Source organism: Aeromonas sp. R5-3 (assembly GCF_040908225.1).
Taxonomy (GTDB): Bacteria; Pseudomonadota; Gammaproteobacteria; order Enterobacterales; family Aeromonadaceae; genus Aeromonas; species Aeromonas dhakensis.
The window spans coordinates 105,618-128,803 of record NZ_JBFODH010000026.1; the positions used below are offsets into that span (position 1 = coordinate 105,618).

Consider the following 23,186-nt stretch of genomic DNA (forward strand, 5'->3'; position numbering starts at 1 on the left):
GATCTTGAGTCTAGATGAGCGTATCGGTAGAGCGGTTTGGTCAGGGGCCCGATCTGGTGCTGTTGCACGGATGGGGAATGAATGGCGCGGTCTGGCACGGTATTGTGCCGGCCCTGGCGGCTCGCTATCGCGTCCATCTGGTGGATCTGCCAGGCTTTGGCAATAGCCCGCTGGTGGGTGAGGCCGAGTACAGTCTGCCCTGGCTGGCGGAACAAGTTGCTGCCATCCTGCCGGAGCAGTGCCATTTGTTGGGTTGGTCCCTCGGTGGTCTGGTGGCCAGCCAATTGGCCTTGAACCATCCCGAGCGACTGCACTCCTTGATCACGGTGGCCAGTTCCCCCTGTTTCATGGCCCGCGACGAGTGGCCGGGGATCGCCCCCAAGGTGCTGACCGGGTTCAACCAGATGTTGGCGGGGGACTTCAAGCAGACCATTGAACGCTTCCTGGCGATCCAGGCCATGGGCAGCGAACACGCCAGAGACGACATCCGTCAGCTGCGCCACTGGCTGGCGGAGCGTCCTGCTCCACAGCTGGCCGCGCTGGAGGCGGGGCTCGGTTTGCTGGCCGATGTCGATCTGCGCGATGAGCTGGTGCAGTTGAACCTGCCCTGGCTGCGGGTCTACGGCCGGCTGGATTCGCTGGTGCCCAAAGCCTCCATTCCTCTGCTGGACGAGCGCTACCCGGCCAGCCGCAGTGTGGTGCTGGAAAAGGCCTCACACGCGCCCTTTATTTCTCATCCACAGCAGTTCATTGAAATCATTGAACATTTTGTAGGTTGAAAAATAGCCAATTTGCTTCATTAATCCTCTGGGGTGACGGATAATTAATCCAGTGTCAGAGGAGAATTGTCATGCGTATAGATTCTGCATTGAACAGCGGTGTACAGGGGTTCCAGCGTGCGGAGCAGATCGCCGACAAGGCATCCAATCAGATCGCCAGGCTCAACACCCCGAGCGGTGACAAGGTGCAGTTGCCCGAGGAACTGGTGAACCTCAAGAGTGCCGAGGTGCAGGCCGGTGCCTCCGCCAAGGTGATCCAGACCGCCAGCGACATGATGGGAACCCTGATCGACATCCGGGTGTGACATGAACATCAATGTCAGTCTGCCAACCATCATTCCCAACCAGCTGCAACCGCAGACGGAATCGGCACGTACTGACAATCGCCGCGCAGCCCTCATCCCCCAGAGCCGCCAGACCGAGGCCTTCAATGCCGAGCCCGAGGTCGGCTCCCAGAAAGACAAATCCAGATCCACTCAGGCCAACGCCAATCAGACCTCCCAGCAGGCACGGGAGGGCTCCCAGACCGGCAACCCTCAGGCTGCCGTCGACAACCGTTTCGTCGAGGCCACCGGTGAAGACGGCCAGCGCAACAAGCAGCAGGATCCCAAACAACAAGAACAGCAGCAGAAACAGGAGCTGCAGGTCAAGGAGCTGGCAGACAGGGATCAGGAGGTGCGAACCCACGAGCAGGCTCATCAGAGCACTGGCGGTCAGTATGCCGGCAGCCCGACCTACCAGTTTGCCATGGGGCCGGATGGCAAGCGCTATGCCACCGGTGGCGGCGTTTCCATCGACATCAGCGTCATTCCCGGCGACCCCAGGGCCACCATCGCCAAGATGCAGCAGGTTCGTGCCGCCGCACTGGCGCCGGCACAACCCTCCTCCCAGGACCTGAGTGTGGCAAGGAGTGCCGCGGCCAAGGAGGCGCAGGCCCGCAAGGCGCTGATCTCTGCCGATCCGGACTCCACCTTGAAGGCCGATGGCAGTGCCAAGACCGGGGTGTTGAATGGCTACATGGAGCAGCGCAACCAGGTCATTGCCCAGCGCTATCAGCAGGCGGTCAAGCCAGCGACTCCGCAGAGCTTCAACCTGAGCGTCTGAGCCTGGCAATTCCCCCTGTTTTTCCCCCGCACGCGACTATTTGCAACTACTCTGAGGGGTAATCCCATCCACACTCACAGGAGTCGTCATGCACTTTGATGAAGTCAAACCGGAAGATTTTGCCACCTTCTCCCGTGTCCCTCCGCCGCACCTCCAGATGGAGCAGTTTTTGATGCAGCTCGGTGGGGGCGGTACCGAAGGCACCCATTTCAAGAAAAAGGTGATGCTGGCGGCAGGGTGGAGTCATACCGGCGTCGTCTCTTATGGCAAATATCCACAAGAGGCCTGCAAGGCATTCAACCGGCTGCGGGAGGTGCTGGCGGCCCATCAGGAGGCCGACGCCATTCTGAGCGCACTGGCCGAGTGAAGCGGCTGCACCACCGGCACAAAAAAGCCCCTCGCGGGGCTTTTTGCATTCTGGGGCTTATTTCTTCAGTTTGGAGAGAGCGGCTGCGAAGGCGTTGCCCATGGCGCCGTCGGTCGGGGTGCTCTGACGGGGGGCCTGTTTCGACTTGGCGTTGTTACCGGTGTGACGCGGCTCGGCCGGTTTGCGCGCCGGCTGGCCGGCCTTCTCATCCAGACGCATGGTCAGGCTGATGCGCTTGCGCGGTACGTCCACCTCCAGCACCTTGACCCGGACGATGTCGCCGGCCTTGACCACCTCGCGAGGATCCTTGACGAAGCGAGCGGTCAGGGAGGAGATGTGCACCAGGCCATCTTGATGGACGCCGATGTCAACGAAGGCGCCGAAGTTGGTGACGTTGGTGACCACCCCTTCCAGTACCATCTCGGGCACCAGATCGCTGATTTTCTCCACCCCCTCCTTGAAGGTAGCGGTCTTGAACTCGGGGCGCGGGTCACGGCCCGGCTTGTCCAGCTCGCCGATGATGTCGGTGACGGTGGGTACCCCGAACTGCTCATCGGTGTAGTCGGCGGGCTTGAGGGTGCGCAGCAGGCTGCTGTTGCCCAGCAGGCTGTCCACGGTTTGCTCCAGCTTGGCGAGGATCCGCTCCACCACTGGGTAGGATTCCGGGTGCACTGCGGAGCCGTCCAGCGGGTTGCTGCCGCCGCGAATGCGCAGGAAGCCGGCGCACTGCTCGAATGCCTTGGGGCCGAGCCGGCTCACTTTCAGCAGTTGTTGACGGTGCTGGAAGGCGCCGTGTTCGTCGCGGTAGGCGACGATGTTCTGGGCCAGGGTCTGGGAGAGGCCGGAGACCCGGTTGAGCAGGGCGACCGAGGCGGTATTCACATCCACTCCGACCGCGTTCACGCAATCCTCGACCACCGCATCGAGCCGGCGGGCCAGCTGGCTCTGGCCGACGTCGTGCTGGTACTGGCCGACGCCGATGCTCTTGGGGTCGATCTTGACCAGCTCGGCCAGCGGATCCTGCAGCCGGCGGGCGATGGAGACGGCGCCGCGCAAGGAGACGTCCAGATCCGGAAACTCCAGGGAGGCAAGTTCGGAAGCGGAGTAGACCGAGGCCCCTGCCTCGCTCACCACAATTTTCTGGGCCTTGGTGGCCGGGTAGCGCTCGAACAGATCGCTCACCAGGCGGTCGGTTTCCCGCGAGGCGGTGCCGTTGCCGATGCTGATGAGTTCGACCTTGTGCTTCTGGCACAGCTCGCTCAGGGTCTTGAGGCTCTGGTCAACCTGGCGCTTGGGTTCGAACGGATAGATGGTCGCGGTATCGACCAGCTTGCCGGTGGCATCCACCACGGCCACCTTGACCCCGGTACGGATGCCGGGATCCAGCCCCATGGTGCAGCGCATGCCGGCCGGTGCCGCCATCAACAGATCCTTGAGGTTCATGGCGAACACCTTGATCGCCTCCTCTTCCGCCGACTCGCGGATGCGGCCAATGAGCTCGGTCTCCATCTGCAGGGAGAGCTTGATCTTCCAGGTCCAGCTCACCACCCCCTGCAGCCACTTGTCGGCCGGGCGACTCTGCAGGTTCAGTCTGAGGTGATGGGCGATGATCCCCTCGCAGGGGCTGGCGCTCTCGTCGTCACCGGTGACCAGCGCCAGGTTGAGGATCCCCTCGTTGCGGCCGCGCAGCATGGCCAGCACCCGGTGGGAGGGGGCCTTGTGCAGCGGCTCGTCGTGCTCGAAGTAGTCCTTGAATTTGGCCCCTTCCTGCTCCTTGCCTGCCACCACGCGGGCGCGCAGGGTGGCGTTTTGCCACACATAGTCCCGCAGCTTCTCAAGGAGAGCCGCCTGCTCGGCGAAGCGCTCCATCAGGATGTAGCGGGCACCGTCGAGGGCGGCCTTGTTGTCGCTGATCCCCTGCTCGGCATTGAGGAAGCGGGCCGCCTCCTGTTCGGGATCTTTCATCGGGTCACCCAGCAGCAAATTCGCCAGTGGCTCCAGCCCCGCCTCGATGGCCATCTGCCCCTTGGTGCGGCGCTTGGGTTTGTAGGGGAGGTAGAGATCTTCCAGCCGGGTCTTGCTGTCGGCCTCGTTCAGCTCGCGGGCCAGCTCGGGGGTCAGCTTGCCCTGCTCTTCGATGGAGCGCAGGATCACCTGGCGGCGATCCGCCAGTTCACGCAGGTAACCGAGACGGCTCTCCAGGGTGCGCAGCTGGCTGTCGTCCAGACCGCCAGTCACCTCTTTGCGGTAACGGGCGATGAAGGGGACGGTGGCGCCTTCGTCCAGCAGGCGAACGGCGGCCTGCACCTGTTCCGGGCGGGCATTCAGCTCACCGGCAATCTGATGTTCTATTACGTGGCTTTGCATCGAGGGTCTCTGTAGTCGGGTCCAGAACAACGGGCTGGCGCGAGGGCGATGTCGCCGGGCAAGAGGCTGTCAGGGCGGTACTCAAGGTATCAGCCAGGCCACTGCCGCGCGGGCCGGTTAGCGCCGCAAGGCGCCGGGTGTGAGCACTATATGGGCTCGGGCAGCGGGATGCCAGCCCTGGTAGAGAGGGCGGTGTCCGCCCTGGATGAGAGGCGGAGCAAACCCATGCTGGCTGTGGTAGCCGGTTGGCAGGGCAGGTGGCTGTGGCGTGACGCCGGCTTATTTGGGATAGCTGATCTCATTGATGTACCAGCAGGCGTCACCGACTGGCGTACGCACTATGGCCTCGTCACCCACCTCTTTCTTGAGCAGGGCGCGGGCCATGGGGGAGTCGATGGAGATGTAATCCTTGCGCTCGAAGATCTCGTCATAGCCGACGATGCGAAAACGCTTGGTCTCTCCCTCCTCGTTTTCCACCTCGACCCAGGCGCCGAAGAAGACCTTGCCCTCCTGGGCGGGGGAGTAGTCGACGATCCCCAGCTCCTCGAGGCACTTGCGCAGGTAACGGACCCGCCGATCGATCTCCCGCAGCCGCTTCTTGTTGTACTGGTAATCCGCATTCTCGCTGCGATCGCCGAGGCTGGCCGCCCAGGCCACTTTGCGAGTGGTCTCGGGGCGCTCCTCGCGCCAGAGGAAATCGAGCTCCTGCTTGAGCTTGTTGTAGCCTTCACGGGTGATCAACTTGGTCTTCATGGCGGGTCCCTGTGTCGATGGGGCGGATGAGCCTCTTATGGCTCGGCAGATCTTATCCGCTGTCGCCTTGCTGTCGAGCAAAAACTGGCGGGCCGGATGACGTTGGGGGCAGGGGAAAAGTGGCGTCATGCCGGCAGCACGGGCAATAACCGGTAACATATTTATGCTTTGCCGTTACGAGTCCGGGCTCTAGTATTGGCAGCATATCGAGAGGAGAGGCAAGCAATGAGTCAGCAATACAAGGTTCTGGTCGTCGACGATGATTTGAAATTACGTTCCCTGCTGGAGCGCTACCTGACCGAACAGGGGTTCGTGGTTCGGGGCGTCGCCAATGGCGAACAGGCCGACCGCCTGCTGACCCGAGAGAACTTCAGCCTGATGGTGCTCGACCTGATGCTGCCGGGGGAAGACGGCCTCTCCATCTGTCGCCGCCTGCGCGAGGCTGGCAACCAGATCCCGGTGCTGATGCTGACCGCCAAGGGGGATGAGGTGGACCGCATCGTCGGCCTCGAGATGGGAGCCGATGATTACCTGCCCAAGCCGTTCAACCCTCGTGAGCTGCTGGCCCGGATCCGCGCCGTGTTGCGCCGCCACACCGTCGAGTTGCCGGGCGCCCCCTCTACCGCCGAGAAGGTGGTGAGCTTTGGCAGCTACCAGCTCAACCTGGCGACCCGTGAGTTGAGTCGCGATGGTGATCCGGTGGCACTGACCAGCGGCGAATTCGCCGTGCTCAAGGTGCTGGTGAGCCATCCGCGCGAGCCTCTCTCCCGCGACAAACTGATGAACCTGGCCCGCGGTCGCGAATATACCGCCACCGAGCGCAGCATCGATGTGCAGGTCTCCCGCCTGCGCCGCCTGCTGGAGCAGGACCCGGCGCAGCCCCGTTATCTGCAGACCGTCTGGGGTCTGGGCTATGTGTTCGTGCCGGACGGTGACGGCGAATGAAGAAAGTGAGCAGCATGTTCTCCCGCATGCTCTGGTTTTTGGCCGCCGTGCTGGTGGTCTATCAGTTTGTCTCCTATGCCACCTTCTACAACTATCTGCTGGCGCCGACCGTCAAGCAGATCAGCCACCTGCTGGCCAATCAGGTCAAGCTCATCTTCCCGGTCGAGAGCAACCAGCTGGCGCTCAGTGAAGATGCCGAGGCGCTGGTTTACGTGGCGACCGGCAGCGACATCTATACCCAGACCGAGGCGGAGCAGCACGGGCTCAAGGAGTCCAAGCCCTACACCTATCTGGAAGAGAGCATCAGTCGCGAGCTGGGGGGCAAGACCAAGGTGCGGGTCGAGATCCAGGACCACTACATCATCTGGATCCAGCCGCCCCAGGCCAACAAGGTGTGGGTGCGCATCCCGCTGACCGAGATCGAAGATGACGACATCGAGCCGCTGATCCTCTACATGAGCGTGCTGCTGGTGGTGACCCTGTTCGCGGCCTGGCGCTTTGCCCGCCAGCTGGTGCGGCCGCTGGAGGAGCTGGAGGCGGGGGCCGTGGCGGTTGCTCGCGGCAACTTCCCCGATGCGCTGGGGGAGCAGGGCTCGCGGGAGGTGCGCCGGCTGACCCGCACCTTCAACCACATGTCGAGCTCCATCAAGAGCCTTATCGAAGAGCGAAACATGATGATGGCGGGCGTTTCCCACGATCTGCGTACGCCGCTGACCCGTATCCGGCTGGCGACCGAGATGATGTCCTCCGGGGATGAGTATCTCAAGGAGAGCATCAACGCGGACATCGACGAATCCAACGGCATCATCGACCAGTTCATCGACTACATTCGCCCGGACGAGGGGCTGGATACCCAACCGGTGGACCTGACCCAGCTGATCCACGATGTGCTGCTGGTGCAGACCGACCAGGGGCTGGAGGTGGAGCTCGAGCTGCCAGCCGAGGCGGTGCGGGTCGCCTGCAACCCCATCAGTATCCGGCGCATCCTCAACAACCTGTCGGGCAATTCGTTGCGCTACGGGGCGAGCCGGCTGCAGGCCGAGCTCAAGGATGACGGTCACTGGGTCAGGCTGCGCTTGTCGGATGACGGTCCCGGCATTCCGGAACAGGATTACTACCGGGTACTCAAGCCCTTCACCCAGGGCAACGAGGCGCGTACCGGCAGCGGCAGTGGGCTGGGGCTGGCCATCGTCGCCAAGATCGTCTCCCAGCATCACGGCACCATCAGGCTGGGGCGTGCCGAGCAGGGGGGCTTGCTGGTGGAGATCCGGCTGCCCAAGAACCAGCCGCTGGAGTGGATTGATTGAACGAAGGGCGCATCCATGGATGCGCCCTTCTGTATTGTCAGGCCTGCGGCTCGGTCGCCTTGCGGTAACGCTTGCCGTATTTCAGCTGCTGGATCAGCAGGGCCGCCACGATCAGCGCCAACCCGATGGGGGTGGCCGGGTGGATGGTCTCGCCGATCAACAGGTTGAGCAGTACCAGCGAGGCAAAGGGCGAGATGAAGATGAGGTTGCTGATGGGGGCCGTGTTGGTGGCGTGGCGCAGAGCCATCAGCCAGAGCACGAAGCCGAAGCCCATCTCGAACAGCCCGACATAGATGGCGCCGGCCCACCCCTGCCAGGCGTTCATGGCAAAATCGGAGAGCAGCCAGGTCGCCGCGACGATGAAGGGCAGGCTGATGATGAAGCCGAGCAGCAGGCTGACGATGGGATCTCCCTGATTGCGGGTGTTGAGGATCCAGTAGCCGGCCCAGATGAGGGTCGACACCAGCGCCAGCGTCACGCCGAGGGGGCTGTCGAACTGCAGACCGAACACATCCCCCCTGGTCGCGATCACCAGAGCACCGAAGTAGCCCAGCACGATGGCCACCCCGTCGCGGCGGCGCAGCTTCTGGCCGAGGAAGGGGACGGCCAGCAGACTGAGGGTGATGGCCCAGGTGTAGTTGAGGGTCTGCGCCTGTTGGGCGGGCAGCAGATCATACGCCTTGAACAGCAGCAGGTAATAGAGGAAGGGGTTGAGCACCCCCAGCGCCAGATAGTAGAGGGGGCGGCCCTTGATGTAGCTGAGCAGCAGCGGCAGCTTGCCCTGACAGGCCACGATCACCCCCAGCGTCAGGGTCGAGGTGCAGGCCGCGACCAGCAACAGCTGCACCGGCTCGAAGTAGGCGAGAGAGATCTTGAAGGCGCTGGCCACCGTCGACCAGAGGGCGACGGCGCAGAGGCCATATTGATAGGCTTTTTTCTGATCTTTGAGCATGAGAAATCGTTCCGGTGATCAAGGCTGTGGCACAGTCTACCAGCCTGTTTGCAACATTGTCGTTACCCGCGCCGGGCGGGGGATCATGTGGCGGCGGCAGAGATCCATCGTCACATAAAATTGTGCACATTCTGTTCGCCTTCCCTTGCGCAAATTGAAAAAATCCGTATAATCTCCTCCGCTTACCCATGAGGTAAGCCAGACGATATGTCTGCTTGCTGAGTTTTTCGCTTGCGAAGGCCAGCCATACAGTCTCCCCGATATGGGGAGAAACGTGAAAAATCACACCTCTGGCGGGAGTAATCTCGGTCGGGCGGTGTTGATTTATGTTCTTTTATCTATTGGAGCTCTGTCAATGCAGAACCAAAGAATCCGTATCCGCCTGAAGGCTTTTGATCATCGCCTGATCGATCAATCCACTGCGGAAATCGTTGAAACTGCTAAGCGCACTGGCGCGCAGGTTCGCGGTCCTATCCCGCTGCCGACTCGCAAAGAGCGTTTCACCGTTCTGATCTCCCCGCACGTCAACAAAGACGCGCGTGATCAGTACGAGATCCGCACTCACAAGCGTCTGGTAGACATCGTTGAGCCGACTGACAAGACCGTAGACGCTCTGATGCGTCTGGATCTGGCAGCTGGTGTAGACGTCCAGATCAGCCTGGGTTAATTACGGAAAGAGGTTGATAACAATGACAATCGGTCTTGTAGGTCGCAAAGTGGGTATGACTCGCATCTTCACTGAAGATGGCGTTTCTATCCCCGTGACTGTTATCGAAGTTGAAGCTAACCGTGTAACTCAGGTCAAATCTGTAGAAACCGACGGCTACAACGCTATTCAGGTTACCACTGGCTCCAAGAAAGCTAGCCGCGTAACCAAGCCGGAAGCTGGCCACTTCGCCAAAGCTGGTGTAGAAGCCGGTCGCGGTCTGTGGGAATTCCGCCTGAACAACGGTGAAACTTTCACTGTTGGTAGCGAGCTGAAAGTAGATCTTCTCGCTGACGTTAAGCTGGTAGACGTTACCGGCACATCCAAGGGTAAAGGTTTTGCCGGTACTGTTAAGCGCTGGAACTTCCGCACCCAGGATATGACCCACGGTAACTCTCTGTCCCACCGTGTACCTGGCTCCATCGGTCAAAACCAGACCCCGGGCCGTGTATTCAAGGGCAAAAAGATGGCTGGTCACATGGGTGCTGAGCGTGTAACGACTCAGAACCTGGAACTGGTTCGTGTTGACGCTGAACGCAACCTGCTGCTCATCAAAGGCGCAGTACCGGGTGCAACCAACGGCAACGTGATCGTTAAACCTGCCGTCAAAGCGTAACGTCTGAGGAGATAGTAATGGAATTGGTAATGAAAGACGCCAAGAGCGCTCTTGAAGTTTCCGAGACTACCTTCGGGCGCGAATTCAACGAAGCTCTGGTTCACCAGGTTGTCGTTGCTTATGCCGCTGGTGCCCGTCAGGGTACTCGTGCGCAGCTGACTCGCTCTGAAGTGTCTGGTGGCGGCAAAAAGCCGTGGCGTCAGAAGGGTACTGGTCGTGCCCGTGCTGGCTCCATCCGTTCGCCCATTTGGCGTTCCGGTGGTGTGACTTTTGCTGCTAAGCCGCAAGATCACAGCCAGAAAGTAAACAAGAAGATGTACCGCGGCGCTATCCGTAGCATCCTGTCCGAGCTGGTACGTCAAGAGCGCCTGATCGTTGTTGAGAAGTTCGGCATCGAAGCTCCGAAAACCAAAGAACTGATCGCCAAGCTGAAAGAAATGGAACTGTCTGACGTTCTGATCGTGACTGCTGAAGTCGATGAGAACCTGTTCCTGGCTGCTCGTAACCTGTACAAAGTTGACGTGCGTGATGTTGCCGGTATCGACCCGGTCAGCCTGATCGCTTTCGACAAGGTTCTGATGACTGCTGACGCAGTTAAGCAAATCGAGGAGATGCTGGCATGATCCGTGAAGAGCGTCTGCTGAAAGTTCTGAAGGCTCCGCACATCTCTGAAAAGAGCACCATGGTCGCAGAAAAGCAGAACACTATCGTGTTCAAAGTTGCTGTTGATGCCACCAAGGCGGAAGTCAAAGCTGCAGTTGCGAAACTGTTCGAGGTCGAAGTTGAGACCGTCCGTACCCTGAATATGAAGGGTAAGACCAAGCGCGCAGGTGCACGCGTAGGCCGTCGTTCCGATTGGAAAAAGGCTTATGTGACCCTGAAAGCTGGTCAGGACATCGACTTCATGGGCGCAGCCGAGTAAGAGGAGTTCTGAAAAATGGCAATCGTTAAGTGCAAGCCTACTTCTCCGGGCCGCCGCCACGTCGTCAAGATCGTCAACCAAGACCTGTACAAGGGCAAGCCCTTTGCAGCTCTGCTGGACAAGAAAGACAAGTCCGGTGGTCGTAACAACAACGGCCGCATCACCACCCGTCACATCGGCGGTGGTCACAAGCAACACTACCGTATCGTCGACTTCAAGCGCGACAAAGACGGTATCCCGGCTAAAGTAGAGCGCCTGGAATACGATCCGAACCGTACCGCAAACATCGCCCTGGTGCTGTATGCAGACGGTGAGCGTCGTTACATCCTGGCTCCGAAAGGCCTGAAAGCTGGTGATGCAATCGCTTCTGGTGCTGATGCCGCAATCAAGGTAGGTAACACCCTGCCGATGCGCAACATCCCGGTCGGTTCTACCGTTCACGCTGTTGAGATGAAGCCTGGTAAAGGTGCCCAGCTGGCTCGTTCCGCTGGTACTTTCATCCAGATCCTGGCTCGTGAAGGTAACTATGTAACTCTGCGTCTGCGTTCCGGCGAAGTACGTAAAGTTCTGGCCGAGTGCCGCGCCACCATCGGTGAAGTTGGTAACTCCGAGCACATGCTGCGTCAACTGGGTAAAGCCGGTGCAAACCGCTGGCGTGGTATTCGTCCGACCGTTCGCGGTATGGCGATGAACCCGGTAGACCACCCGCACGGTGGTGGTGAGGGTCGTAACAAGGGCATGCAGCCTGTGTCCCCATGGGGCCAGAAGGCTAAAGGCTTCAAGACCCGTAAGAACAAGCGTACCGACAAGTACATCGTACGTCGTCGTAACAAGTAATTGTTAACATAGAGGAATCACCATGCCACGTTCTCTCAAGAAGGGTCCATTTATCGACCTGCACTTGCTGAAGAAGGTAGAGAAAGCGGTGGAAAGCGGGGATAAAAAGCCGGTTAAGACCTGGTCCCGTCGTTCAATGATCATCCCGAACATGATCGGTTTGACCATCGCTGTCCATAATGGTCGTCAGCACGTTCCGGTTTTCGTTACCGAAGAAATGATCGGTCACAAACTGGGTGAATTCGCACCTACTCGTACTTATCGCGGCCATGCTGCTGATAAGAAGGCTAAGAAGCGCTAAGGGATAAATGATGGAAGCTATCGCTAAACACCGTTATGCCCGTACTTCTGCCCAGAAAGCTCGTCTGGTAGCCGATCAAGTACGTGGTCTGTCCGTAGACAAGGCTCTGAACATCCTGACCTTCAGCCCGAAAAAGGCTGCAGTTCTGGTGAAGAAAGTGCTGGAATCTGCCATTGCAAACGCTGAGCACAACGAAGGCGCCGACATCGACGCCCTGCGTGTTGCTACTATCATGGTCGACGAAGGTCCCTCCATGAAGCGCATCCGTCCTCGTGCCAAAGGTCGCGCGGATCGTATCCTCAAGCGTACCGCTCACATCACCGTAGTGGTATCCGACGCTAAGGCTGGGAGATAAGCAATGGGTCAGAAAGTACATCCTAATGGCATTCGCCTGGGTATTACCAAGCCTTGGAATTCTACCTGGTTCGCGAACACCAAAGACTTCGCTGACAACCTGTACAGCGATTTTCAAGTACGCCAGTTCCTGACCAAGGAACTGAAAAACGCGTCCTTGTCCAAGATCACCATCGAGCGTCCGGCCAAGAGCATCCGTGTGACCATTCACACCGCTCGTCCGGGTGTTGTGATCGGTAAGAAAGGCGAAGACGTTGAAAAACTGCGCAAAGCTGTAGCCACTATTGCTGGCGTGCCTGCTCAGATCAACATTTCCGAAGTCCGCAAGCCGGAGCTGGATGGCAAACTGGTTGCCGACAGCATCACTTCCCAGCTGGAGCGTCGCGTAATGTTCCGTCGTGCTATGAAGCGCGCCGTACAAAACGCCATGCGCCTGGGTGCCAAGGGCATCAAGGTGGAAGTTTCCGGTCGTCTGGGCGGCGCTGAAATCGCGCGTACCGAATGGTACCGTGAAGGTCGTGTGCCTCTGCACACCCTGCGTGCCGACATCGACTACGCAACTTCTGAAGCCCACACCACTTACGGTGTGATCGGCGTTAAAGTTTGGATCTTCAAGGGCGAAGTTCTGGGCGGTCTGGCTGCTGTCAACGCTGCCGCTGCTCAAGAGCAAGCTCCTGCGAAGCCCAAGCGTGACAACAAGCGCCGCGCTGCCAAGTAAGGAGATTCGGTAAATGTTGCAACCAAAGCGTACTAAATTCCGCAAGACCCACAAGGGTCGTAACCGCGGTCTGGCCAACTCTGGTAACGAAGTATCCTTCGGTACCTTTGGCCTGAAGGCGACATCCCGTGGCCAGCTGACTGCTCGTCAAATCGAAGCAGCCCGTCGTGCCATGACCCGTCACGTTAAGCGTCAGGGTAAGATCTGGATCCGTGTGTTCCCGGACAAGCCGATTACCGAAAAGCCCCTCGAAGTTCGTATGGGTAAAGGTAAGGGTAACGTGGAATACTGGGTTTGCCCGATCCAGCCTGGCAAGGTTCTGTACGAGATGGACGGTGTACCTGAGGCTCTGGCGCGTGAAGCGTTCGCCCTGGCCGCAGCCAAGCTGTCTGTTCAGACCACTTTCGTAATTAAGACGGTGATGTGATGAAAGCCCAAGATCTGCGTCAAAAGAGCGTCGAAGAACTGAACCAGGAGCTGCTGGGCCTGCTGCGCGAGCAATTCAACATGCGCATGCAAGCTTCCACCGGCCAGCTGGCTCAGACTCACACTCTGAAACAAGTGCGTCGTGACGTCGCACGTATCAAGACTGTACTGACTGAGAAGGCAGGTGCGTAATGACTGATAAAATCCGTACTCTGCAGGGTCGTGTAATCAGCGACAAGATGGACAAGTCCATCACTGTTGCCATCGAGCGCAAGGTAAAGCACCCGATCTACGGTAAGATCATCAAGCGCACTACCAAGCTGCACGTGCATGACGAAAACAACGAATGCAAAGCTGGCGACCTCGTGGAAATCCGCGAATGCCGCCCGCTGTCCAAGACCAAGTCCTGGACCCTGGTTGCCGTTGTAGAAAAGGCCTAATCGGTACTTTGTAGTCTAAACGGCCCCTTGACGGGGCCGTTTGTTTTTTAGGCTACCTTTTCTAAAAATCCTGTGTTATAGTTTCGCGCCTTTTGAAGGCAGCCAGATCCCGAGAGGGATAAGAAGTAAACAAAGCGGAGCACTAAGATGATCCAGATGCAAAGTATGCTGGGTGTTGCCGACAACTCCGGCGCTCGCAGTGTAATGTGTATTAAGGTTCTGGGTGGTTCGCACCGCCGTTACGCCGGCATCGGCGACATCATCAAGGTTTCCATCAAGGAAGCCATTCCTCGCGGTAAAGTGAAGAAAGGTGATGTGTATAACGCGGTGGTCGTACGCACCCGTAAAGGCGTTCGTCGTCCGGACGGCTCTGTCATCCGTTTCGACAACAATGCGGCTGTGTTGCTTAACAACAACCAGCAGCCGATCGGTACTCGTATTTTTGGCCCGGTGACCCGTGAACTGCGTAATGAGAAGTTCATGAAGATTGTGTCCCTGGCACCCGAAGTACTGTAAGGAGTCGAACGATGGCAGCTAAAATCCGTCGCGAAGACGAAGTGATTGTTCTTACCGGCAAAGACAAGGGCAAGCGTGGCAAAGTCACTCAAGTTCTGATTGCTAAAGGTAAGGTAATCGTGGAAGGCATCAACCAGGTGAAGAAACACCAGAAGCCGGTACCCGCACTGGGTCAGGCTGGCGGTATCGTCACCAAAGAAGCCCCCATCGATGTATCTAACGTAGCGCTGTTCAACTCTGCCACTGGCAAAGCTGACCGCGTTGGTTTCCGGATTGAAGACGGCAAGAAAGTTCGTTTCTTCAAATCCACCGGCGAACTTGTGAAGTAATTGGAGTTTAACGATGGCGAAACTGCATGATTACTACAAATCAGATGTAGTAAATGAACTGACCAAGCAGTTCGGTTACAAGACTATCATGCAAGTCCCTCGGATCGAGAAAATCACCCTGAACATGGGTGTTGGTGAAGCGATCTCTGACAAGAAATTGCTGGAAAATGCTGCTGCCGATATGGCTGCCATTTCCGGTCAGAAGCCGCTGATCACCAAAGCTCGCAAATCTGTTGCGGGCTTCAAGATTCGTGAAGGCTACCCGATAGGTTGTAAAGTAACCCTGCGTGGCGAGCGTATGTGGGAGTTCCTGGAACGGCTGATTTGCATCTCCGTACCGCGTATCCGTGACTTCCGTGGCCTGAACGCTAAAGCGTTCGACGGTCGTGGTAACTACTCCATGGGCGTGCGTGAGCAAATCATCTTCCCGGAAATCGACTATGACAAGGTCGATCGCGTTCGTGGTCTGGATATCACCATCACCACTTCCGCGAATACCGATGAAGAAGGCCGTGCTCTGCTGGCTGCCTTTAACTTCCCATTCCGCAAGTAAGGTTAGGGTTATGGCTAAAACATCCATGAAAGCACGTGAAGTAAAGCGTGCGAAGCTGGTAGCCAAGTACGCGACCAAGCGTGCCGAGCTCAAAGCTATCATCGTTGATATGAACGCTTCTGAAGAAGCGCGTTGGGATGCTGTTCTGCAACTGCAACAGCTGCCCCGTGATTCCAGTCCGTCCCGTCAGCGTAACCGTTGCAACATTACTGGTCGTCCGCACGGTTTCCTGCGTAAGTTTGGTCTGTCCCGCATCAAGGTGCGTGAGCATGCCATGAAGGGCGAAATTCCGGGCCTGAAAAAGGCCTCTTGGTAAAGAATCTCGGGAGTTAGACTATGAGCATGCAAGATCCGATCGCGGATATGCTGACCCGCATCCGTAACGGTCAGGCGGCGAGCAAAGTTGCGGTTTCCATGCCTTCTTCCAAGCTGAAAGTGGCTATTGCCAAAGTGCTGAAAGAAGAAGGTTACATCGCTGGCTACTCCGTAGCTGGTGACGTGAAACCGGAACTGGAAATTGAACTGAAATATTTCCAGGGCAAGCCGGTTGTAGAACTGATCCAACGCGTGAGCCGTCCCGGCCTGCGTATTTACAAGCGCACTACTGATCTGCCGAAAGTTATGGGCGGTCTCGGTGTTGCTATCGTGTCCACGTCTAAAGGTGTGATGACTGACCGTGCTGCCCGTAAAGCAAGCATGGGCGGTGAGATCATCTGCTACGTCGCTTAATAGGAGGTAGGAAATGTCTCGTGTTGCTAAGGCACCCGTCACTATTCCTGCTGGCGTAGAGGTGACTCTGAACGGCCAGGAACTGTCCATCAAAGGTGGTAAAGGTTCCCTGGTTCGCTCTATTCACGCCGGTGTAGAAGTGACCAAAGAAGACAATGTACTGAAGTTCGCCCCGCGCGACGGCATCGCTGGTGCTGACGCTCAGGCCGGTACTGCCCGTGCATTGGTCAACAACATGGTAATCGGTGTTACCCAAGGCTTCGAGCGCAAGCTGCAGCTGGTTGGTGTAGGTTATAAAGCCTCCATCAAGGGCAATGCTGTTGCGCTGGCTCTGGGCTTCTCTCACCCGGTAGAGCATGCGCTGCCGGCTGGTGTGACCGCTGAGTGCCCGACTGCCACAGAAATCGTTCTGCGTGGTGTCGACAAGCAGCTGGTTGGCCAAGTCGCCGCCGATATCCGTGCTTACCGCGCTCCGGAGCCCTACAAGGGCAAGGGTGTACGCTATGCCAACGAGCAAGTGCGTACTAAAGAAGCTAAGAAGAAGTAAGGTAACACTATGGACAAGAAAGCAGCTCGTCTCCGTCGTGCTACTCGTGCTCGGAAAAAGATGCAGGAACTGGGAGCTACCCGTCTGGTTGTTCACCGTACCCCGCGTCACATCTATGCGCAGGTTATTGCAGCCAACGGTTCCGAAGTTCTGGCCTCTGCTTCCACAGTAGAGAAGGCCATCAGTGAAGCTCTGAAATACACCGGTAACGCAGATGCTGCTACCGCTGTAGGTAAGGCTATCGCCGAGCGTGCCATTGCCAAAGGCGTTCAGAACGTATCTTTCGATCGTTCCGGTTTCAAGTATCACGGTCGCATCGCTGCTCTGGCAGCTGCTGCACGTGACGCTGGTCTTCAGTTCTAAGCTAGGAGTCGAAGATGGCTAAAGTCGAATCTCAAGCCGGCGAACTGCAAGAAAAGCTGATTGCAGTAAACCGTGTTTCGAAAACTGTTAAAGGTGGTCGTATCATGTCCTTCACCGCGCTGACCGTGGTGGGTGATGGTAACGGCCGTGTAGGTTACGGTTACGGTAAAGCCCGTGAAGTTCCGGCCGCTATTCAAAAAGCGATGGAACAGGCTAAGCGTAACCTGAACAAGGTTGAGCTGAACAACGGCACCCTGCACCACCCGGTGAAAGGTGTTCACTCCGGTTCCACCGTGTTCATGAAGCCGGCCTCTCAAGGTACTGGTATCATCGCAGGCGGCGCTATGCGTGCCGTTCTGGAAGTTGCTGGTATCCACAACGTGCTGGCTAAGACCTACGGTTCCACCAACCCAATCAACGTTGTTCGCGCCACTGTAGACGCTCTGGTTCAGGGTCAATCCCCGGAACAGATCGCTGCCAAGCGTGGTCTGCGCGTTGAAGAAATTCTGGGGTAATGCGACATGGCTAACACTGTAAAAGTAACTCAAACTCGCAGCTCTATCGGCCGTCTGCCAAAGCACAAGGCGACTCTGCGTGGTCTGGGTCTGCGTCGCATTGGTCACACCGTTGAGCTGGAAGATACTCCCTGCGTACGCGGCATGATCAACCAGGTTTATTACATGGTTAAGGTGGAGGGCTAAGCATGCGTCTGAATACTCTGTCTCCGGCCGCTGGTTCCAAGCGCGTTAAGCACCGTCCGGGCCGTGGTATCGGTTCTGGTCTGGGCAAGACCGGTGGTCGTGGTGTTAAAGGTCAAACCTCTCGTTCCGGTGGCGGCAAAGTCCGCAACGGTTTCGAAGGCGGCCAGATGCCTTTGAAAATCCGTCTGCCGAAGTTCGGTTTCTTCTCTCGCAAATCTTTGGTTTCTGCCGAAGTGCGCCTGAACGAAATCGCCCTGGTAGAAGGTGATGTGGTCGACGTGAGCACTCTGAAGCAAGCCGGTGTTATTACCAAAAACATCGTGTTCGCTAAAGTTGTTCTGTCTGGCAACATTGACCGTGCTGTGACCGTTCGTGGTCTGTCCGTCACCAAGGGTGCACGTGCAGCCATCGAGGCCGCTGGCGGTAAAATCGAGGAATAATCAGTACAATGGCTAAGAAACCAGGATTGGATGTTAAAGCACAGGGTGGTCTGAGTGAACTGAAGAGCCGTCTGCTCTTCGTTCTCGGGGCGATTATCGTTTTCCGTGCAGGCTCTTATGTGCCGATTCCTGGTATTGACGCCGCCGTACTGGCCGAGTTGTTCCAACAACAGAAGGGCACCATCATTGAGATGTTCAACATGTTCAGTGGTGGTGCACTCTCGCGTGCTTCTATTCTTGCGCTGGGGATCATGCCGTACATTTCGGCCTCGATCATTATCCAGCTGCTGACTGTGGTTCACCCCGCTCTTGCTGAACTCAAGAAAGAAGGTGAATCCGGCCGTCGCAAGATTAGCCAATATACCCGTTGGGGCACGCTGGTTTTGGGAACTTTCCAGGCCATTGGTATTGCAACCGGTCTGCCGAATATGATGCAGGGACTCGTGACTCATCCGGGTTTGGGCTTCTATTTCACAGCCGTTGTGAGTCTGGTCACCGGTACCATGTTCTTGATGTGGTTGGGTGAGCAGATTACCGAGCGTGGGATTGGTAATGGTATCTCGTTGATTATCTTCACAGGTATCGTTGCTGGTCTGCCTCATGCCATTGGCGCTACGGCCGAACAGGCACGTCAAGGGGAATTGCACATCCTGCTGTTGTTGTTGCTGGGCTTGATTGTTTTCGCAGTGACTTACTTTGTGGTGTTCGTGGAGCGTGGTCAGCGTCGTATCGTCGTTAACTATGCCAAGCGTCAACAAGGCCGCCAGGTATTCGCAGCGCAAAGCACACACCTGCCGTTGAAAGTAAATATGGCCGGTGTGATTCCTGCGATTTTCGCATCCAGCATCATCCTCTTCCCGGGGACCATTACCTCTTGGTTTGGTCAGGGCGAGGGCAAGGTCGCCGATATCCTGCAACAGGTCTCTATGGTCCTGCAGCCGGGTCAGCCCTTGTATGAGATGCTCTATGCAGCAGCCATTATCTTCTTCTGCTTCTTCTATACCGCGCTGGTGTTCAACCCCCGCGAGACAGCAGATAACCTGAAGAAGAGTGGAGCCTTTATCCCGGGGATCCGCCCGGGCGAGCAGACAGCACGTTATATCGATAAGGTTATGACCCGCCTGACATTGGCAGGTGCGCTCTATATAACCTTTATCTGTCTGGTACCCCAGTTCCTGATGACTGCCTGGAACGTTCAGTTCTATTTCGGTGGCACCTCGCTGCTGATTATTGTGGTAGTTATCATGGACTTCATGGCTCAGGTTCAGACCCATATGATGTCTCATCAATATGGCGATGTCCTGAGGAAGGCCAACCTGAAGGGCTACGGCCGCTAAAGGTCGGCGTAGTTACGGAGTTAAGCAATGAAAGTTCGTGCTTCCGTTAAGGCAATCTGCCGTAACTGCAAAATCATCAAGCGTCACGGTGTGGTGCGTGTGATTTGCAGCGAGCCAAAGCATAAACAGCGCCAAGGCTAATTTTTTACGGTTAGTACTTGCAACAAATAGTTGTGCTGGCTAATATAGCCAGCCAACTTTTGTTGTGTATTGGTTGACCGCCACGTATCCGCTCACGGGCTTTGTGGTGGTCGTAATCTACTATATGTAGGAGTGAATAGTGGCCCGTATCGCTGGCATTAACATTCCTGACCATAAGCATGCAGTCATCGCTTTGACTGCTATTTATGGCGTCGGTCGTACCCGCTCCAAGGCCATTTGTGCTGCAGCCGGTATCGCTGAGAATGTGAAAATTAAAGACCTGGACGAAGCTCAGATCGAGAGTCTGCGTGAACAAGTAGGTAAATTCACCGTTGAAGGTGACCTGCGTCGTCAGATTTCCATGAACATCAAGCGATTGATGGATCTGGGTTGCTACCGTGGTTTGCGTCACCGTCGTAGCCTGCCTGTTCGTGGTCAACGTACCAAGACCAACGCTCGTACCCGTAAGGGTCCGCGCAAGGCTATCAAGAAGTAACGGGAAGGTAGAAAATGGCTAAAACTCCGACTCGTGCTCGCAAGCGCGTTAAAAAGCAAGTGAGCGACGGTATTGCGCACGTTCATGCATCTTTCAACAACACAATCGTGACCATTACTGACCGTCAGGGCAACGCTCTGTCTTGGGCTACTTCTGGTGGTTCCGGTTTCCGTGGTTCTCGTAAGTCCACCCCGTTCGCTGCTCAGGTAGCTGCCGAGCGCGCTGGTGAGATGGCCAAAGAATATGGCGTGAAGAACCTGGAAGTCATGGTTAAAGGTCCGGGTCCCGGTCGTGAGTCTTCCATCCGCGCTCTGAACGCGGCTGGTTTCCGCATCACTAACATTACTGATGTGACTCCGATCCCGCACAACGGTTGTCGTCCTCCCAAGAAGCGCCGCGTGTAACGCTGTAGCTACTTGGTCTAGGATTGTTGGAGAAAGAAGATGGCAAGATATATCGGTCCTAAGCTTAAGCTTAGCCGTCGTGAGGGCACCGACCTCTTCCTGAAGTCTGGTGTTCGTGCGATTGATTCTAAGTGCAAGATTGACACCGTTCCTGGTCAACACGGTGCGCGTAAAGCGCGTCTGTCTGACTACGGTGTTCAGCTGCGCGAGAAACAAAAAGTTCGTCGTATCTACGGCGTATTGGAAAAACAGTTCCGCAACTACTACCGCGACGCTGCCCGTCAAAAGGGTAACACCGGTGAAAACCTGTTGCAGCTGCTGGAAGGTCGTCTGGACAACGTCGTCTACCGCATGGGCTTCGGTGCTACCCGCGCTGAATCTCGTCAGCTGGTGAGCCACAAGGCCATCATGGTAAACGGTCGCGTTGTGAACATTCCTTCTTTCCAGGTTTCCCCTGAGGACGTGATCTGCGTTCGTGAGAAGGCTAAGAAGCAAGCGCGTATCAAAGCGGCCCTTGAGGTTGCTGGTCAGCGCGAGAAGCCGACTTGGGTAGAGGTTGATGCCGCTAAAATGGAAGGTGCTTTCAAGCGTCTGCCAGAGCGTTCCGACCTGTCTGCCGACATTAACGAACAGCTGATCGTCGAGCTTTACTCCAAGTAAAGCTAGCTTCTAAAGAGAGGACACAATGCTGGGTTCTGTAACAGATTTTCTTAAACCGCGGCTAGTTGACATCGAGCAAGTTAGCCCGACTCATGCGAAAGTGACTCTTGAGCCACTCGAGCGTGGCTTTGGTCACACGCTGGGCAACGCCCTGCGTCGTATTTTGCTGTCTTCTATGCCCGGTTGTGCAGTTACTGAAGTCGAAATTGACGGTGTACTGCATGAGTACAGCAGCAAAGAAGGTGTACAGGAAGACATTCTTGAAATCCTGCTCAACCTGAAAGGTATCGCTGTGAAGCTGGAAGGCAAGGACGAGGTAACTCTGTCCCTGACCAAGTCTGGAACAGGCCCCGTTACCGCTGGTGATATCACTCACGGTGATGAAGTCGAGATCGTAAACCCGGAGCACGTAATCTGCCACCTGACTGGTGCCAATGCTGAAATCAGCATGCGCCTGAAAGTTCAGCGTGGTCGTGGTTATGTGCCTGCTTCTGCTCGTGTTCACAACGATGATGAAGAGCGTCCTATCGGTCGCCTGCTGCTGGACTCCGCGTTCAGCCCCATCGTTCGTATTGCCTACAATGTTGAGGCAGCACGGGTTGAACAGCGTACCGACTTGGACAAGCTGGTCATCGACATGGAGACCAATGGTACCCTGGATCCTGAAGAAGCCATCCGTCGTTCTGCCACTATTCTGGCCGAGCAACTGGAAGCCTTCGTGGATCTGCGCGATGTCAGCGTGCCCGAGAAGAAAGAAGAGAAACCCGAGTTTGATCCGATTCTGCTGCGTCCTGTCGATGATTTGGAGCTGACAGTTCGTTCTGCGAACTGTCTGAAGGCAGAAGCTATCCACTATATTGGTGATCTGGTACAGCGTACCGAAGTTGAGTTGCTGAAGACTCCTAACCTCGGTAAGAAGTCCCTGACTGAGATCAAGGACGTGTTGGCCTCCCGTGGTCTGTCTCTTGGCATGCGCCTTGAGAACTGGCCGCCCGCCAGCATCGCTGACGAGTAATCCAGATTACGGGTTTCACAGATTTAGTTAGAAGGATAAGGTCATGCGCCATCGTTTGAGTGGTCGTCAACTGAACCGGAACAGCAGCCATCGTCAGGCTATGTTCCGCAACATGGCCAGCTCCCTGGTTCGTCATGAGATCATCAAGACGACTCTGCCTAAGGCAAAAGAGCTGCGTCGTGTAGTTGAACCGCTGATCACCCTTGCCAAGACTGATAGCGTTGCTAATCGTCGCCTGGCATTTGCCCGTACTCGCGATAACGCGATCGTGGCTAAGCTGTTCAATGAACTGGGCCCGCGCTACCTGGAGCGCGCCGGCGGTTATACTCGCATTCTGAAATGCGGTTTCCGTGCTGGCGATAACGCCCCTATGGCTTACATTGAGCTGGTAGACCGCCCGGCCGCTGCTGAAGCAGCTGCTGAGTGATAAAAGAAAAAGCCGGGCTTGTCCCGGCTTTTCTTTTAGTTGATTCTGATACTGCCTCAACTGCCTCAACTGCCTCAACTGCCTCAACTGCCTCAACTGCCTCAACTGCCTCAACTGCCTCAACTGCCTCAACTGCCTCAACTGCCTCAACTGCCTCAACTGCCTCAACTGCCTCAACTGCCTCAACTGCCTCAACTGCCTCAACTGCCTCAACTGCCTCAACCTGGTTCCGGGACCGGTCAAGGTCTACAGCTTTATATGTGATGTCTATTAGCGCACGACATCCAGTTAGGTAGATATGAAGATCTTTGCTTCTTGTTACGCAAGAAGGGCGCTGAGATAGGTCAATCTCATCATTTCTGTGGATAAGTTTGTATAAAAGCTGTGCTTGGATATGAATAACTAAAAAAGTGCAGTTTTTTGCAATTTTATTGCAGGGGAGGGGTTGCCAGAACGAATTCACTCCCTATAATGCGCCTCCATCGACACGGCAAGCGGCAACGCAAACAAGCCGGTCGGTAACCTCGAAAAGCCTTTGCAAATAAGGCTTGACTCGAGAAGGCGGTTGAGTAGAATGCCACTCCCGCAGCAGCCAAAAGCTGCGTCGCTCTTTAACAATTTGAATCAAGCAATC

At 56.7% G+C, this 23,186-nt stretch carries 38 protein-coding genes; 34 read left to right on the plus strand and 4 right to left on the minus strand.

Annotation, left to right across the window (positions count from 1 at the left end; translation table 11 throughout):
- The first annotated feature begins 14 nt into the window (after window positions 1-14).
- From bioH to AB5Y95_RS18340, 4 genes are all read left to right on the plus strand, one after another.
- On the plus strand, window positions 15-779 hold the full coding sequence (bioH, locus tag AB5Y95_RS18325; protein ID WP_139430981.1) for a pimeloyl-ACP methyl ester esterase BioH: 765 nt from the start codon (window positions 15-17) through the stop codon (window positions 777-779).
- 71 nt (window positions 780-850) lie between these two features.
- Window positions 851-1,084, plus strand: a complete 234-nt coding sequence (locus tag AB5Y95_RS18330) for a flagellar basal body rod C-terminal domain-containing protein (protein WP_005307918.1) — start codon at window positions 851-853, stop codon at window positions 1,082-1,084.
- Window position 1,085: 1 nt separating this feature from the next.
- The gene (locus AB5Y95_RS18335) at window positions 1,086-1,883 is read left to right on the plus strand and encodes a putative metalloprotease CJM1_0395 family protein (protein WP_017778594.1); all 798 of its coding nucleotides are present in this window, start codon (window positions 1,086-1,088) and stop codon (window positions 1,881-1,883) included.
- Window positions 1,884-1,971: 88 nt separating this feature from the next.
- Complete coding sequence (locus AB5Y95_RS18340) at window positions 1,972-2,250, plus strand: hypothetical protein (protein WP_005307922.1); 279 nt, start codon at window positions 1,972-1,974, stop codon at window positions 2,248-2,250.
- A gap of 57 nt (window positions 2,251-2,307) precedes the next feature.
- Here AB5Y95_RS18340 and AB5Y95_RS18345 read toward each other — a convergent pair whose 3' ends face one another.
- Together AB5Y95_RS18345 and greB are read right to left on the minus strand one after the other, a co-directional pair.
- Window positions 2,308-4,617, minus strand: a complete 2,310-nt coding sequence (locus AB5Y95_RS18345) for a Tex family protein (RefSeq protein WP_368161787.1) — start codon at window positions 4,615-4,617, stop codon at window positions 2,308-2,310.
- A 279-nt stretch (window positions 4,618-4,896) separates the two neighbouring features.
- On the minus strand, window positions 4,897-5,370 hold the full coding sequence (gene greB / locus AB5Y95_RS18350; protein WP_011704309.1) for a transcription elongation factor GreB: 474 nt from the start codon (window positions 5,368-5,370) through the stop codon (window positions 4,897-4,899).
- Between the two features lie 225 nt (window positions 5,371-5,595).
- Between greB and ompR the strand changes: the two genes are divergently transcribed.
- Both ompR and envZ read left to right on the plus strand, forming a co-directional pair.
- Window positions 5,596-6,315, plus strand: coding sequence for a two-component system response regulator OmpR (gene ompR / locus AB5Y95_RS18355; RefSeq protein WP_005307934.1), 720 nt, complete (start codon window positions 5,596-5,598; stop codon window positions 6,313-6,315).
- Complete coding sequence (envZ, locus tag AB5Y95_RS18360; RefSeq protein WP_010635419.1) at window positions 6,312-7,622, plus strand: two-component system sensor histidine kinase EnvZ; 1,311 nt, start codon at window positions 6,312-6,314, stop codon at window positions 7,620-7,622. The genes ompR and envZ overlap by 4 nt, the downstream gene beginning before the upstream one ends.
- A gap of 37 nt (window positions 7,623-7,659) precedes the next feature.
- Here envZ and AB5Y95_RS18365 read toward each other — a convergent pair whose 3' ends face one another.
- The gene (locus AB5Y95_RS18365) at window positions 7,660-8,574 is read right to left on the minus strand and encodes a DMT family transporter (RefSeq protein ID WP_019840959.1); all 915 of its coding nucleotides are present in this window, start codon (window positions 8,572-8,574) and stop codon (window positions 7,660-7,662) included.
- A gap of 355 nt (window positions 8,575-8,929) precedes the next feature.
- On the opposite strand from AB5Y95_RS18365, the gene rpsJ reads away from it, so the two are divergent.
- From rpsJ to rplQ, 28 genes are all read left to right on the plus strand, one after another.
- A complete protein-coding gene (rpsJ, locus tag AB5Y95_RS18370) occupies window positions 8,930-9,241 on the plus strand; it encodes a 30S ribosomal protein S10 (RefSeq protein WP_005307944.1) in 312 nt (103 codons plus the stop codon).
- Window positions 9,242-9,263: 22 nt separating this feature from the next.
- Entirely contained in the window at window positions 9,264-9,896 is a 633-nt protein-coding gene (gene rplC / locus AB5Y95_RS18375) for a 50S ribosomal protein L3 (RefSeq protein ID WP_005307947.1), read from the plus strand.
- 17 nt (window positions 9,897-9,913) lie between these two features.
- Window positions 9,914-10,519, plus strand: coding sequence for a 50S ribosomal protein L4 (gene rplD / locus AB5Y95_RS18380; protein WP_005307949.1), 606 nt, complete (start codon window positions 9,914-9,916; stop codon window positions 10,517-10,519).
- Window positions 10,519-10,818: a 50S ribosomal protein L23 gene (rplW, locus tag AB5Y95_RS18385; protein WP_342690021.1), complete on the plus strand. Its 300-nt coding sequence runs from the start codon at window positions 10,519-10,521 to the stop codon at window positions 10,816-10,818. Before rplD ends, rplW begins: the two co-directional genes overlap by 1 nt.
- Before the next feature lie 15 nt (window positions 10,819-10,833).
- On the plus strand, window positions 10,834-11,655 hold the full coding sequence (gene rplB / locus AB5Y95_RS18390; protein WP_005307957.1) for a 50S ribosomal protein L2: 822 nt from the start codon (window positions 10,834-10,836) through the stop codon (window positions 11,653-11,655).
- Window positions 11,656-11,677: 22 nt separating this feature from the next.
- Window positions 11,678-11,956: a 30S ribosomal protein S19 gene (gene rpsS, locus AB5Y95_RS18395; RefSeq protein WP_005307960.1), complete on the plus strand. Its 279-nt coding sequence runs from the start codon at window positions 11,678-11,680 to the stop codon at window positions 11,954-11,956.
- 10 nt (window positions 11,957-11,966) lie between these two features.
- On the plus strand, window positions 11,967-12,311 hold the full coding sequence (gene rplV / locus AB5Y95_RS18400; protein WP_005319741.1) for a 50S ribosomal protein L22: 345 nt from the start codon (window positions 11,967-11,969) through the stop codon (window positions 12,309-12,311).
- A gap of 3 nt (window positions 12,312-12,314) precedes the next feature.
- Window positions 12,315-13,028, plus strand: a complete 714-nt coding sequence (rpsC, locus tag AB5Y95_RS18405) for a 30S ribosomal protein S3 (RefSeq protein WP_005307962.1) — start codon at window positions 12,315-12,317, stop codon at window positions 13,026-13,028.
- Window positions 13,029-13,041: 13 nt separating this feature from the next.
- Window positions 13,042-13,455, plus strand: a complete 414-nt coding sequence (gene rplP / locus AB5Y95_RS18410; protein ID WP_005307963.1) for a 50S ribosomal protein L16 — start codon at window positions 13,042-13,044, stop codon at window positions 13,453-13,455.
- Entirely contained in the window at window positions 13,455-13,646 is a 192-nt protein-coding gene (rpmC, locus tag AB5Y95_RS18415; RefSeq protein ID WP_005307965.1) for a 50S ribosomal protein L29, read from the plus strand. Before rplP ends, rpmC begins: the two co-directional genes overlap by 1 nt.
- Entirely contained in the window at window positions 13,646-13,894 is a 249-nt protein-coding gene (gene rpsQ, locus AB5Y95_RS18420) for a 30S ribosomal protein S17 (protein WP_005307966.1), read from the plus strand. The genes rpmC and rpsQ overlap by 1 nt, the downstream gene beginning before the upstream one ends.
- 147 nt (window positions 13,895-14,041) lie before the next feature.
- Window positions 14,042-14,410 carry a 50S ribosomal protein L14 gene (gene rplN, locus AB5Y95_RS18425; protein WP_005307975.1) on the plus strand — a complete coding sequence of 123 codons (369 nt, stop codon included), beginning with the start codon at window positions 14,042-14,044 and terminating at the stop codon, window positions 14,408-14,410.
- A gap of 11 nt (window positions 14,411-14,421) precedes the next feature.
- Window positions 14,422-14,739 (plus strand): 50S ribosomal protein L24, encoded by a 318-nt coding sequence (gene rplX, locus AB5Y95_RS18430; RefSeq protein WP_005307977.1) that lies wholly within the window; start codon window positions 14,422-14,424, stop codon window positions 14,737-14,739.
- Window positions 14,740-14,752: 13 nt separating this feature from the next.
- On the plus strand, window positions 14,753-15,292 hold the full coding sequence (gene rplE, locus AB5Y95_RS18435) for a 50S ribosomal protein L5 (RefSeq protein ID WP_005307978.1): 540 nt from the start codon (window positions 14,753-14,755) through the stop codon (window positions 15,290-15,292).
- Between the two features lie 10 nt (window positions 15,293-15,302).
- Complete coding sequence (rpsN, locus tag AB5Y95_RS18440; protein ID WP_005307979.1) at window positions 15,303-15,608, plus strand: 30S ribosomal protein S14; 306 nt, start codon at window positions 15,303-15,305, stop codon at window positions 15,606-15,608.
- Window positions 15,609-15,628: 20 nt separating this feature from the next.
- Window positions 15,629-16,021 (plus strand): 30S ribosomal protein S8, encoded by a 393-nt coding sequence (gene rpsH, locus AB5Y95_RS18445; protein ID WP_005307980.1) that lies wholly within the window; start codon window positions 15,629-15,631, stop codon window positions 16,019-16,021.
- A gap of 13 nt (window positions 16,022-16,034) precedes the next feature.
- Entirely contained in the window at window positions 16,035-16,568 is a 534-nt protein-coding gene (gene rplF, locus AB5Y95_RS18450) for a 50S ribosomal protein L6 (protein WP_005307981.1), read from the plus strand.
- A gap of 9 nt (window positions 16,569-16,577) precedes the next feature.
- The gene (rplR, locus tag AB5Y95_RS18455; RefSeq protein ID WP_005340606.1) at window positions 16,578-16,931 is read left to right on the plus strand and encodes a 50S ribosomal protein L18; all 354 of its coding nucleotides are present in this window, start codon (window positions 16,578-16,580) and stop codon (window positions 16,929-16,931) included.
- 14 nt (window positions 16,932-16,945) lie between these two features.
- Window positions 16,946-17,446 carry a 30S ribosomal protein S5 gene (gene rpsE / locus AB5Y95_RS18460; protein ID WP_005307983.1) on the plus strand — a complete coding sequence of 167 codons (501 nt, stop codon included), beginning with the start codon at window positions 16,946-16,948 and terminating at the stop codon, window positions 17,444-17,446.
- A gap of 6 nt (window positions 17,447-17,452) precedes the next feature.
- On the plus strand, window positions 17,453-17,632 hold the full coding sequence (rpmD, locus tag AB5Y95_RS18465; protein WP_005307985.1) for a 50S ribosomal protein L30: 180 nt from the start codon (window positions 17,453-17,455) through the stop codon (window positions 17,630-17,632).
- 2 nt (window positions 17,633-17,634) lie between these two features.
- Complete coding sequence (gene rplO / locus AB5Y95_RS18470) at window positions 17,635-18,072, plus strand: 50S ribosomal protein L15 (RefSeq protein ID WP_005307987.1); 438 nt, start codon at window positions 17,635-17,637, stop codon at window positions 18,070-18,072.
- A gap of 8 nt (window positions 18,073-18,080) precedes the next feature.
- Window positions 18,081-19,409, plus strand: coding sequence for a preprotein translocase subunit SecY (secY, locus tag AB5Y95_RS18475; RefSeq protein ID WP_005307989.1), 1,329 nt, complete (start codon window positions 18,081-18,083; stop codon window positions 19,407-19,409).
- 27 nt (window positions 19,410-19,436) lie between these two features.
- Window positions 19,437-19,550, plus strand: coding sequence for a 50S ribosomal protein L36 (gene rpmJ, locus AB5Y95_RS18480; RefSeq protein WP_005319705.1), 114 nt, complete (start codon window positions 19,437-19,439; stop codon window positions 19,548-19,550).
- Between the two features lie 139 nt (window positions 19,551-19,689).
- Window positions 19,690-20,046: a 30S ribosomal protein S13 gene (rpsM, locus tag AB5Y95_RS18485; protein ID WP_005307991.1), complete on the plus strand. Its 357-nt coding sequence runs from the start codon at window positions 19,690-19,692 to the stop codon at window positions 20,044-20,046.
- 14 nt (window positions 20,047-20,060) lie between these two features.
- On the plus strand, window positions 20,061-20,450 hold the full coding sequence (rpsK, locus tag AB5Y95_RS18490) for a 30S ribosomal protein S11 (protein WP_005307993.1): 390 nt from the start codon (window positions 20,061-20,063) through the stop codon (window positions 20,448-20,450).
- A 39-nt stretch (window positions 20,451-20,489) separates the two neighbouring features.
- Window positions 20,490-21,110: a 30S ribosomal protein S4 gene (gene rpsD, locus AB5Y95_RS18495; RefSeq protein WP_005307996.1), complete on the plus strand. Its 621-nt coding sequence runs from the start codon at window positions 20,490-20,492 to the stop codon at window positions 21,108-21,110.
- 25 nt (window positions 21,111-21,135) lie between these two features.
- The gene (gene rpoA / locus AB5Y95_RS18500) at window positions 21,136-22,125 is read left to right on the plus strand and encodes a DNA-directed RNA polymerase subunit alpha (RefSeq protein WP_005307997.1); all 990 of its coding nucleotides are present in this window, start codon (window positions 21,136-21,138) and stop codon (window positions 22,123-22,125) included.
- Between the two features lie 43 nt (window positions 22,126-22,168).
- A complete protein-coding gene (rplQ, locus tag AB5Y95_RS18505) occupies window positions 22,169-22,552 on the plus strand; it encodes a 50S ribosomal protein L17 (protein WP_005307999.1) in 384 nt (127 codons plus the stop codon).
- Here rplQ and AB5Y95_RS18510 read toward each other — a convergent pair.
- The gene (locus tag AB5Y95_RS18510) at window positions 22,494-23,015 is read right to left on the minus strand and encodes a hypothetical protein (protein WP_368161788.1); all 522 of its coding nucleotides are present in this window, start codon (window positions 23,013-23,015) and stop codon (window positions 22,494-22,496) included. The genes rplQ and AB5Y95_RS18510 overlap by 59 nt on opposite strands.
- Window positions 23,016-23,186 lie beyond the last annotated feature (171 nt).

What these genes read in the sequence shown, in the direction of transcription:
- bioH (WP_139430981.1), top strand. Translation starts at nt 15, where the DNA reads ATGAGCGTATCGGTAGAGCGGTTTGGTCAGGGGCCCGATCTGGTGCTG.
- greB (WP_011704309.1), bottom strand. Translation starts at nt 5,370, where the DNA reads ATGAAGACCAAGTTGATCACCCGTGAAGGCTACAACAAGCTCAAGCAG.
- AB5Y95_RS18330 (WP_005307918.1), top strand. Translation starts at nt 851, where the DNA reads ATGCGTATAGATTCTGCATTGAACAGCGGTGTACAGGGGTTCCAGCGT.
- rplQ (WP_005307999.1), top strand. Translation starts at nt 22,169, where the DNA reads ATGCGCCATCGTTTGAGTGGTCGTCAACTGAACCGGAACAGCAGCCAT.
- secY (WP_005307989.1), top strand. Translation starts at nt 18,081, where the DNA reads ATGGCTAAGAAACCAGGATTGGATGTTAAAGCACAGGGTGGTCTGAGT.
- rpmD (WP_005307985.1), top strand. Translation starts at nt 17,453, where the DNA reads ATGGCTAACACTGTAAAAGTAACTCAAACTCGCAGCTCTATCGGCCGT.
- rplN (WP_005307975.1), top strand. Translation starts at nt 14,042, where the DNA reads ATGATCCAGATGCAAAGTATGCTGGGTGTTGCCGACAACTCCGGCGCT.
- rplF (WP_005307981.1), top strand. Translation starts at nt 16,035, where the DNA reads ATGTCTCGTGTTGCTAAGGCACCCGTCACTATTCCTGCTGGCGTAGAG.
- rpsS (WP_005307960.1), top strand. Translation starts at nt 11,678, where the DNA reads ATGCCACGTTCTCTCAAGAAGGGTCCATTTATCGACCTGCACTTGCTG.
- ompR (WP_005307934.1), top strand. Translation starts at nt 5,596, where the DNA reads ATGAGTCAGCAATACAAGGTTCTGGTCGTCGACGATGATTTGAAATTA.
- rpmJ (WP_005319705.1), top strand. Translation starts at nt 19,437, where the DNA reads ATGAAAGTTCGTGCTTCCGTTAAGGCAATCTGCCGTAACTGCAAAATC.
- rpsC (WP_005307962.1), top strand. Translation starts at nt 12,315, where the DNA reads ATGGGTCAGAAAGTACATCCTAATGGCATTCGCCTGGGTATTACCAAG.
- rpsN (WP_005307979.1), top strand. Translation starts at nt 15,303, where the DNA reads ATGGCTAAAACATCCATGAAAGCACGTGAAGTAAAGCGTGCGAAGCTG.
- rplC (WP_005307947.1), top strand. Translation starts at nt 9,264, where the DNA reads ATGACAATCGGTCTTGTAGGTCGCAAAGTGGGTATGACTCGCATCTTC.
- rpsH (WP_005307980.1), top strand. Translation starts at nt 15,629, where the DNA reads ATGAGCATGCAAGATCCGATCGCGGATATGCTGACCCGCATCCGTAAC.
- rpmC (WP_005307965.1), top strand. Translation starts at nt 13,455, where the DNA reads ATGAAAGCCCAAGATCTGCGTCAAAAGAGCGTCGAAGAACTGAACCAG.
- rplV (WP_005319741.1), top strand. Translation starts at nt 11,967, where the DNA reads ATGGAAGCTATCGCTAAACACCGTTATGCCCGTACTTCTGCCCAGAAA.
- rpsD (WP_005307996.1), top strand. Translation starts at nt 20,490, where the DNA reads ATGGCAAGATATATCGGTCCTAAGCTTAAGCTTAGCCGTCGTGAGGGC.
- rpsQ (WP_005307966.1), top strand. Translation starts at nt 13,646, where the DNA reads ATGACTGATAAAATCCGTACTCTGCAGGGTCGTGTAATCAGCGACAAG.
- rpsE (WP_005307983.1), top strand. Translation starts at nt 16,946, where the DNA reads ATGGCTAAAGTCGAATCTCAAGCCGGCGAACTGCAAGAAAAGCTGATT.
- AB5Y95_RS18335 (WP_017778594.1), top strand. Translation starts at nt 1,086, where the DNA reads ATGAACATCAATGTCAGTCTGCCAACCATCATTCCCAACCAGCTGCAA.
- rplB (WP_005307957.1), top strand. Translation starts at nt 10,834, where the DNA reads ATGGCAATCGTTAAGTGCAAGCCTACTTCTCCGGGCCGCCGCCACGTC.
- rplE (WP_005307978.1), top strand. Translation starts at nt 14,753, where the DNA reads ATGGCGAAACTGCATGATTACTACAAATCAGATGTAGTAAATGAACTG.
- rplX (WP_005307977.1), top strand. Translation starts at nt 14,422, where the DNA reads ATGGCAGCTAAAATCCGTCGCGAAGACGAAGTGATTGTTCTTACCGGC.
- rplD (WP_005307949.1), top strand. Translation starts at nt 9,914, where the DNA reads ATGGAATTGGTAATGAAAGACGCCAAGAGCGCTCTTGAAGTTTCCGAG.
- envZ (WP_010635419.1), top strand. Translation starts at nt 6,312, where the DNA reads ATGAAGAAAGTGAGCAGCATGTTCTCCCGCATGCTCTGGTTTTTGGCC.
- rpsJ (WP_005307944.1), top strand. Translation starts at nt 8,930, where the DNA reads ATGCAGAACCAAAGAATCCGTATCCGCCTGAAGGCTTTTGATCATCGC.
- AB5Y95_RS18365 (WP_019840959.1), bottom strand. Translation starts at nt 8,574, where the DNA reads ATGCTCAAAGATCAGAAAAAAGCCTATCAATATGGCCTCTGCGCCGTC.
- rpsK (WP_005307993.1), top strand. Translation starts at nt 20,061, where the DNA reads ATGGCTAAAACTCCGACTCGTGCTCGCAAGCGCGTTAAAAAGCAAGTG.
- rplO (WP_005307987.1), top strand. Translation starts at nt 17,635, where the DNA reads ATGCGTCTGAATACTCTGTCTCCGGCCGCTGGTTCCAAGCGCGTTAAG.
- rplP (WP_005307963.1), top strand. Translation starts at nt 13,042, where the DNA reads ATGTTGCAACCAAAGCGTACTAAATTCCGCAAGACCCACAAGGGTCGT.
- AB5Y95_RS18340 (WP_005307922.1), top strand. Translation starts at nt 1,972, where the DNA reads ATGCACTTTGATGAAGTCAAACCGGAAGATTTTGCCACCTTCTCCCGT.
- rplR (WP_005340606.1), top strand. Translation starts at nt 16,578, where the DNA reads ATGGACAAGAAAGCAGCTCGTCTCCGTCGTGCTACTCGTGCTCGGAAA.
- AB5Y95_RS18345 (WP_368161787.1), bottom strand. Translation starts at nt 4,617, where the DNA reads ATGCAAAGCCACGTAATAGAACATCAGATTGCCGGTGAGCTGAATGCC.
- rpoA (WP_005307997.1), top strand. Translation starts at nt 21,136, where the DNA reads ATGCTGGGTTCTGTAACAGATTTTCTTAAACCGCGGCTAGTTGACATC.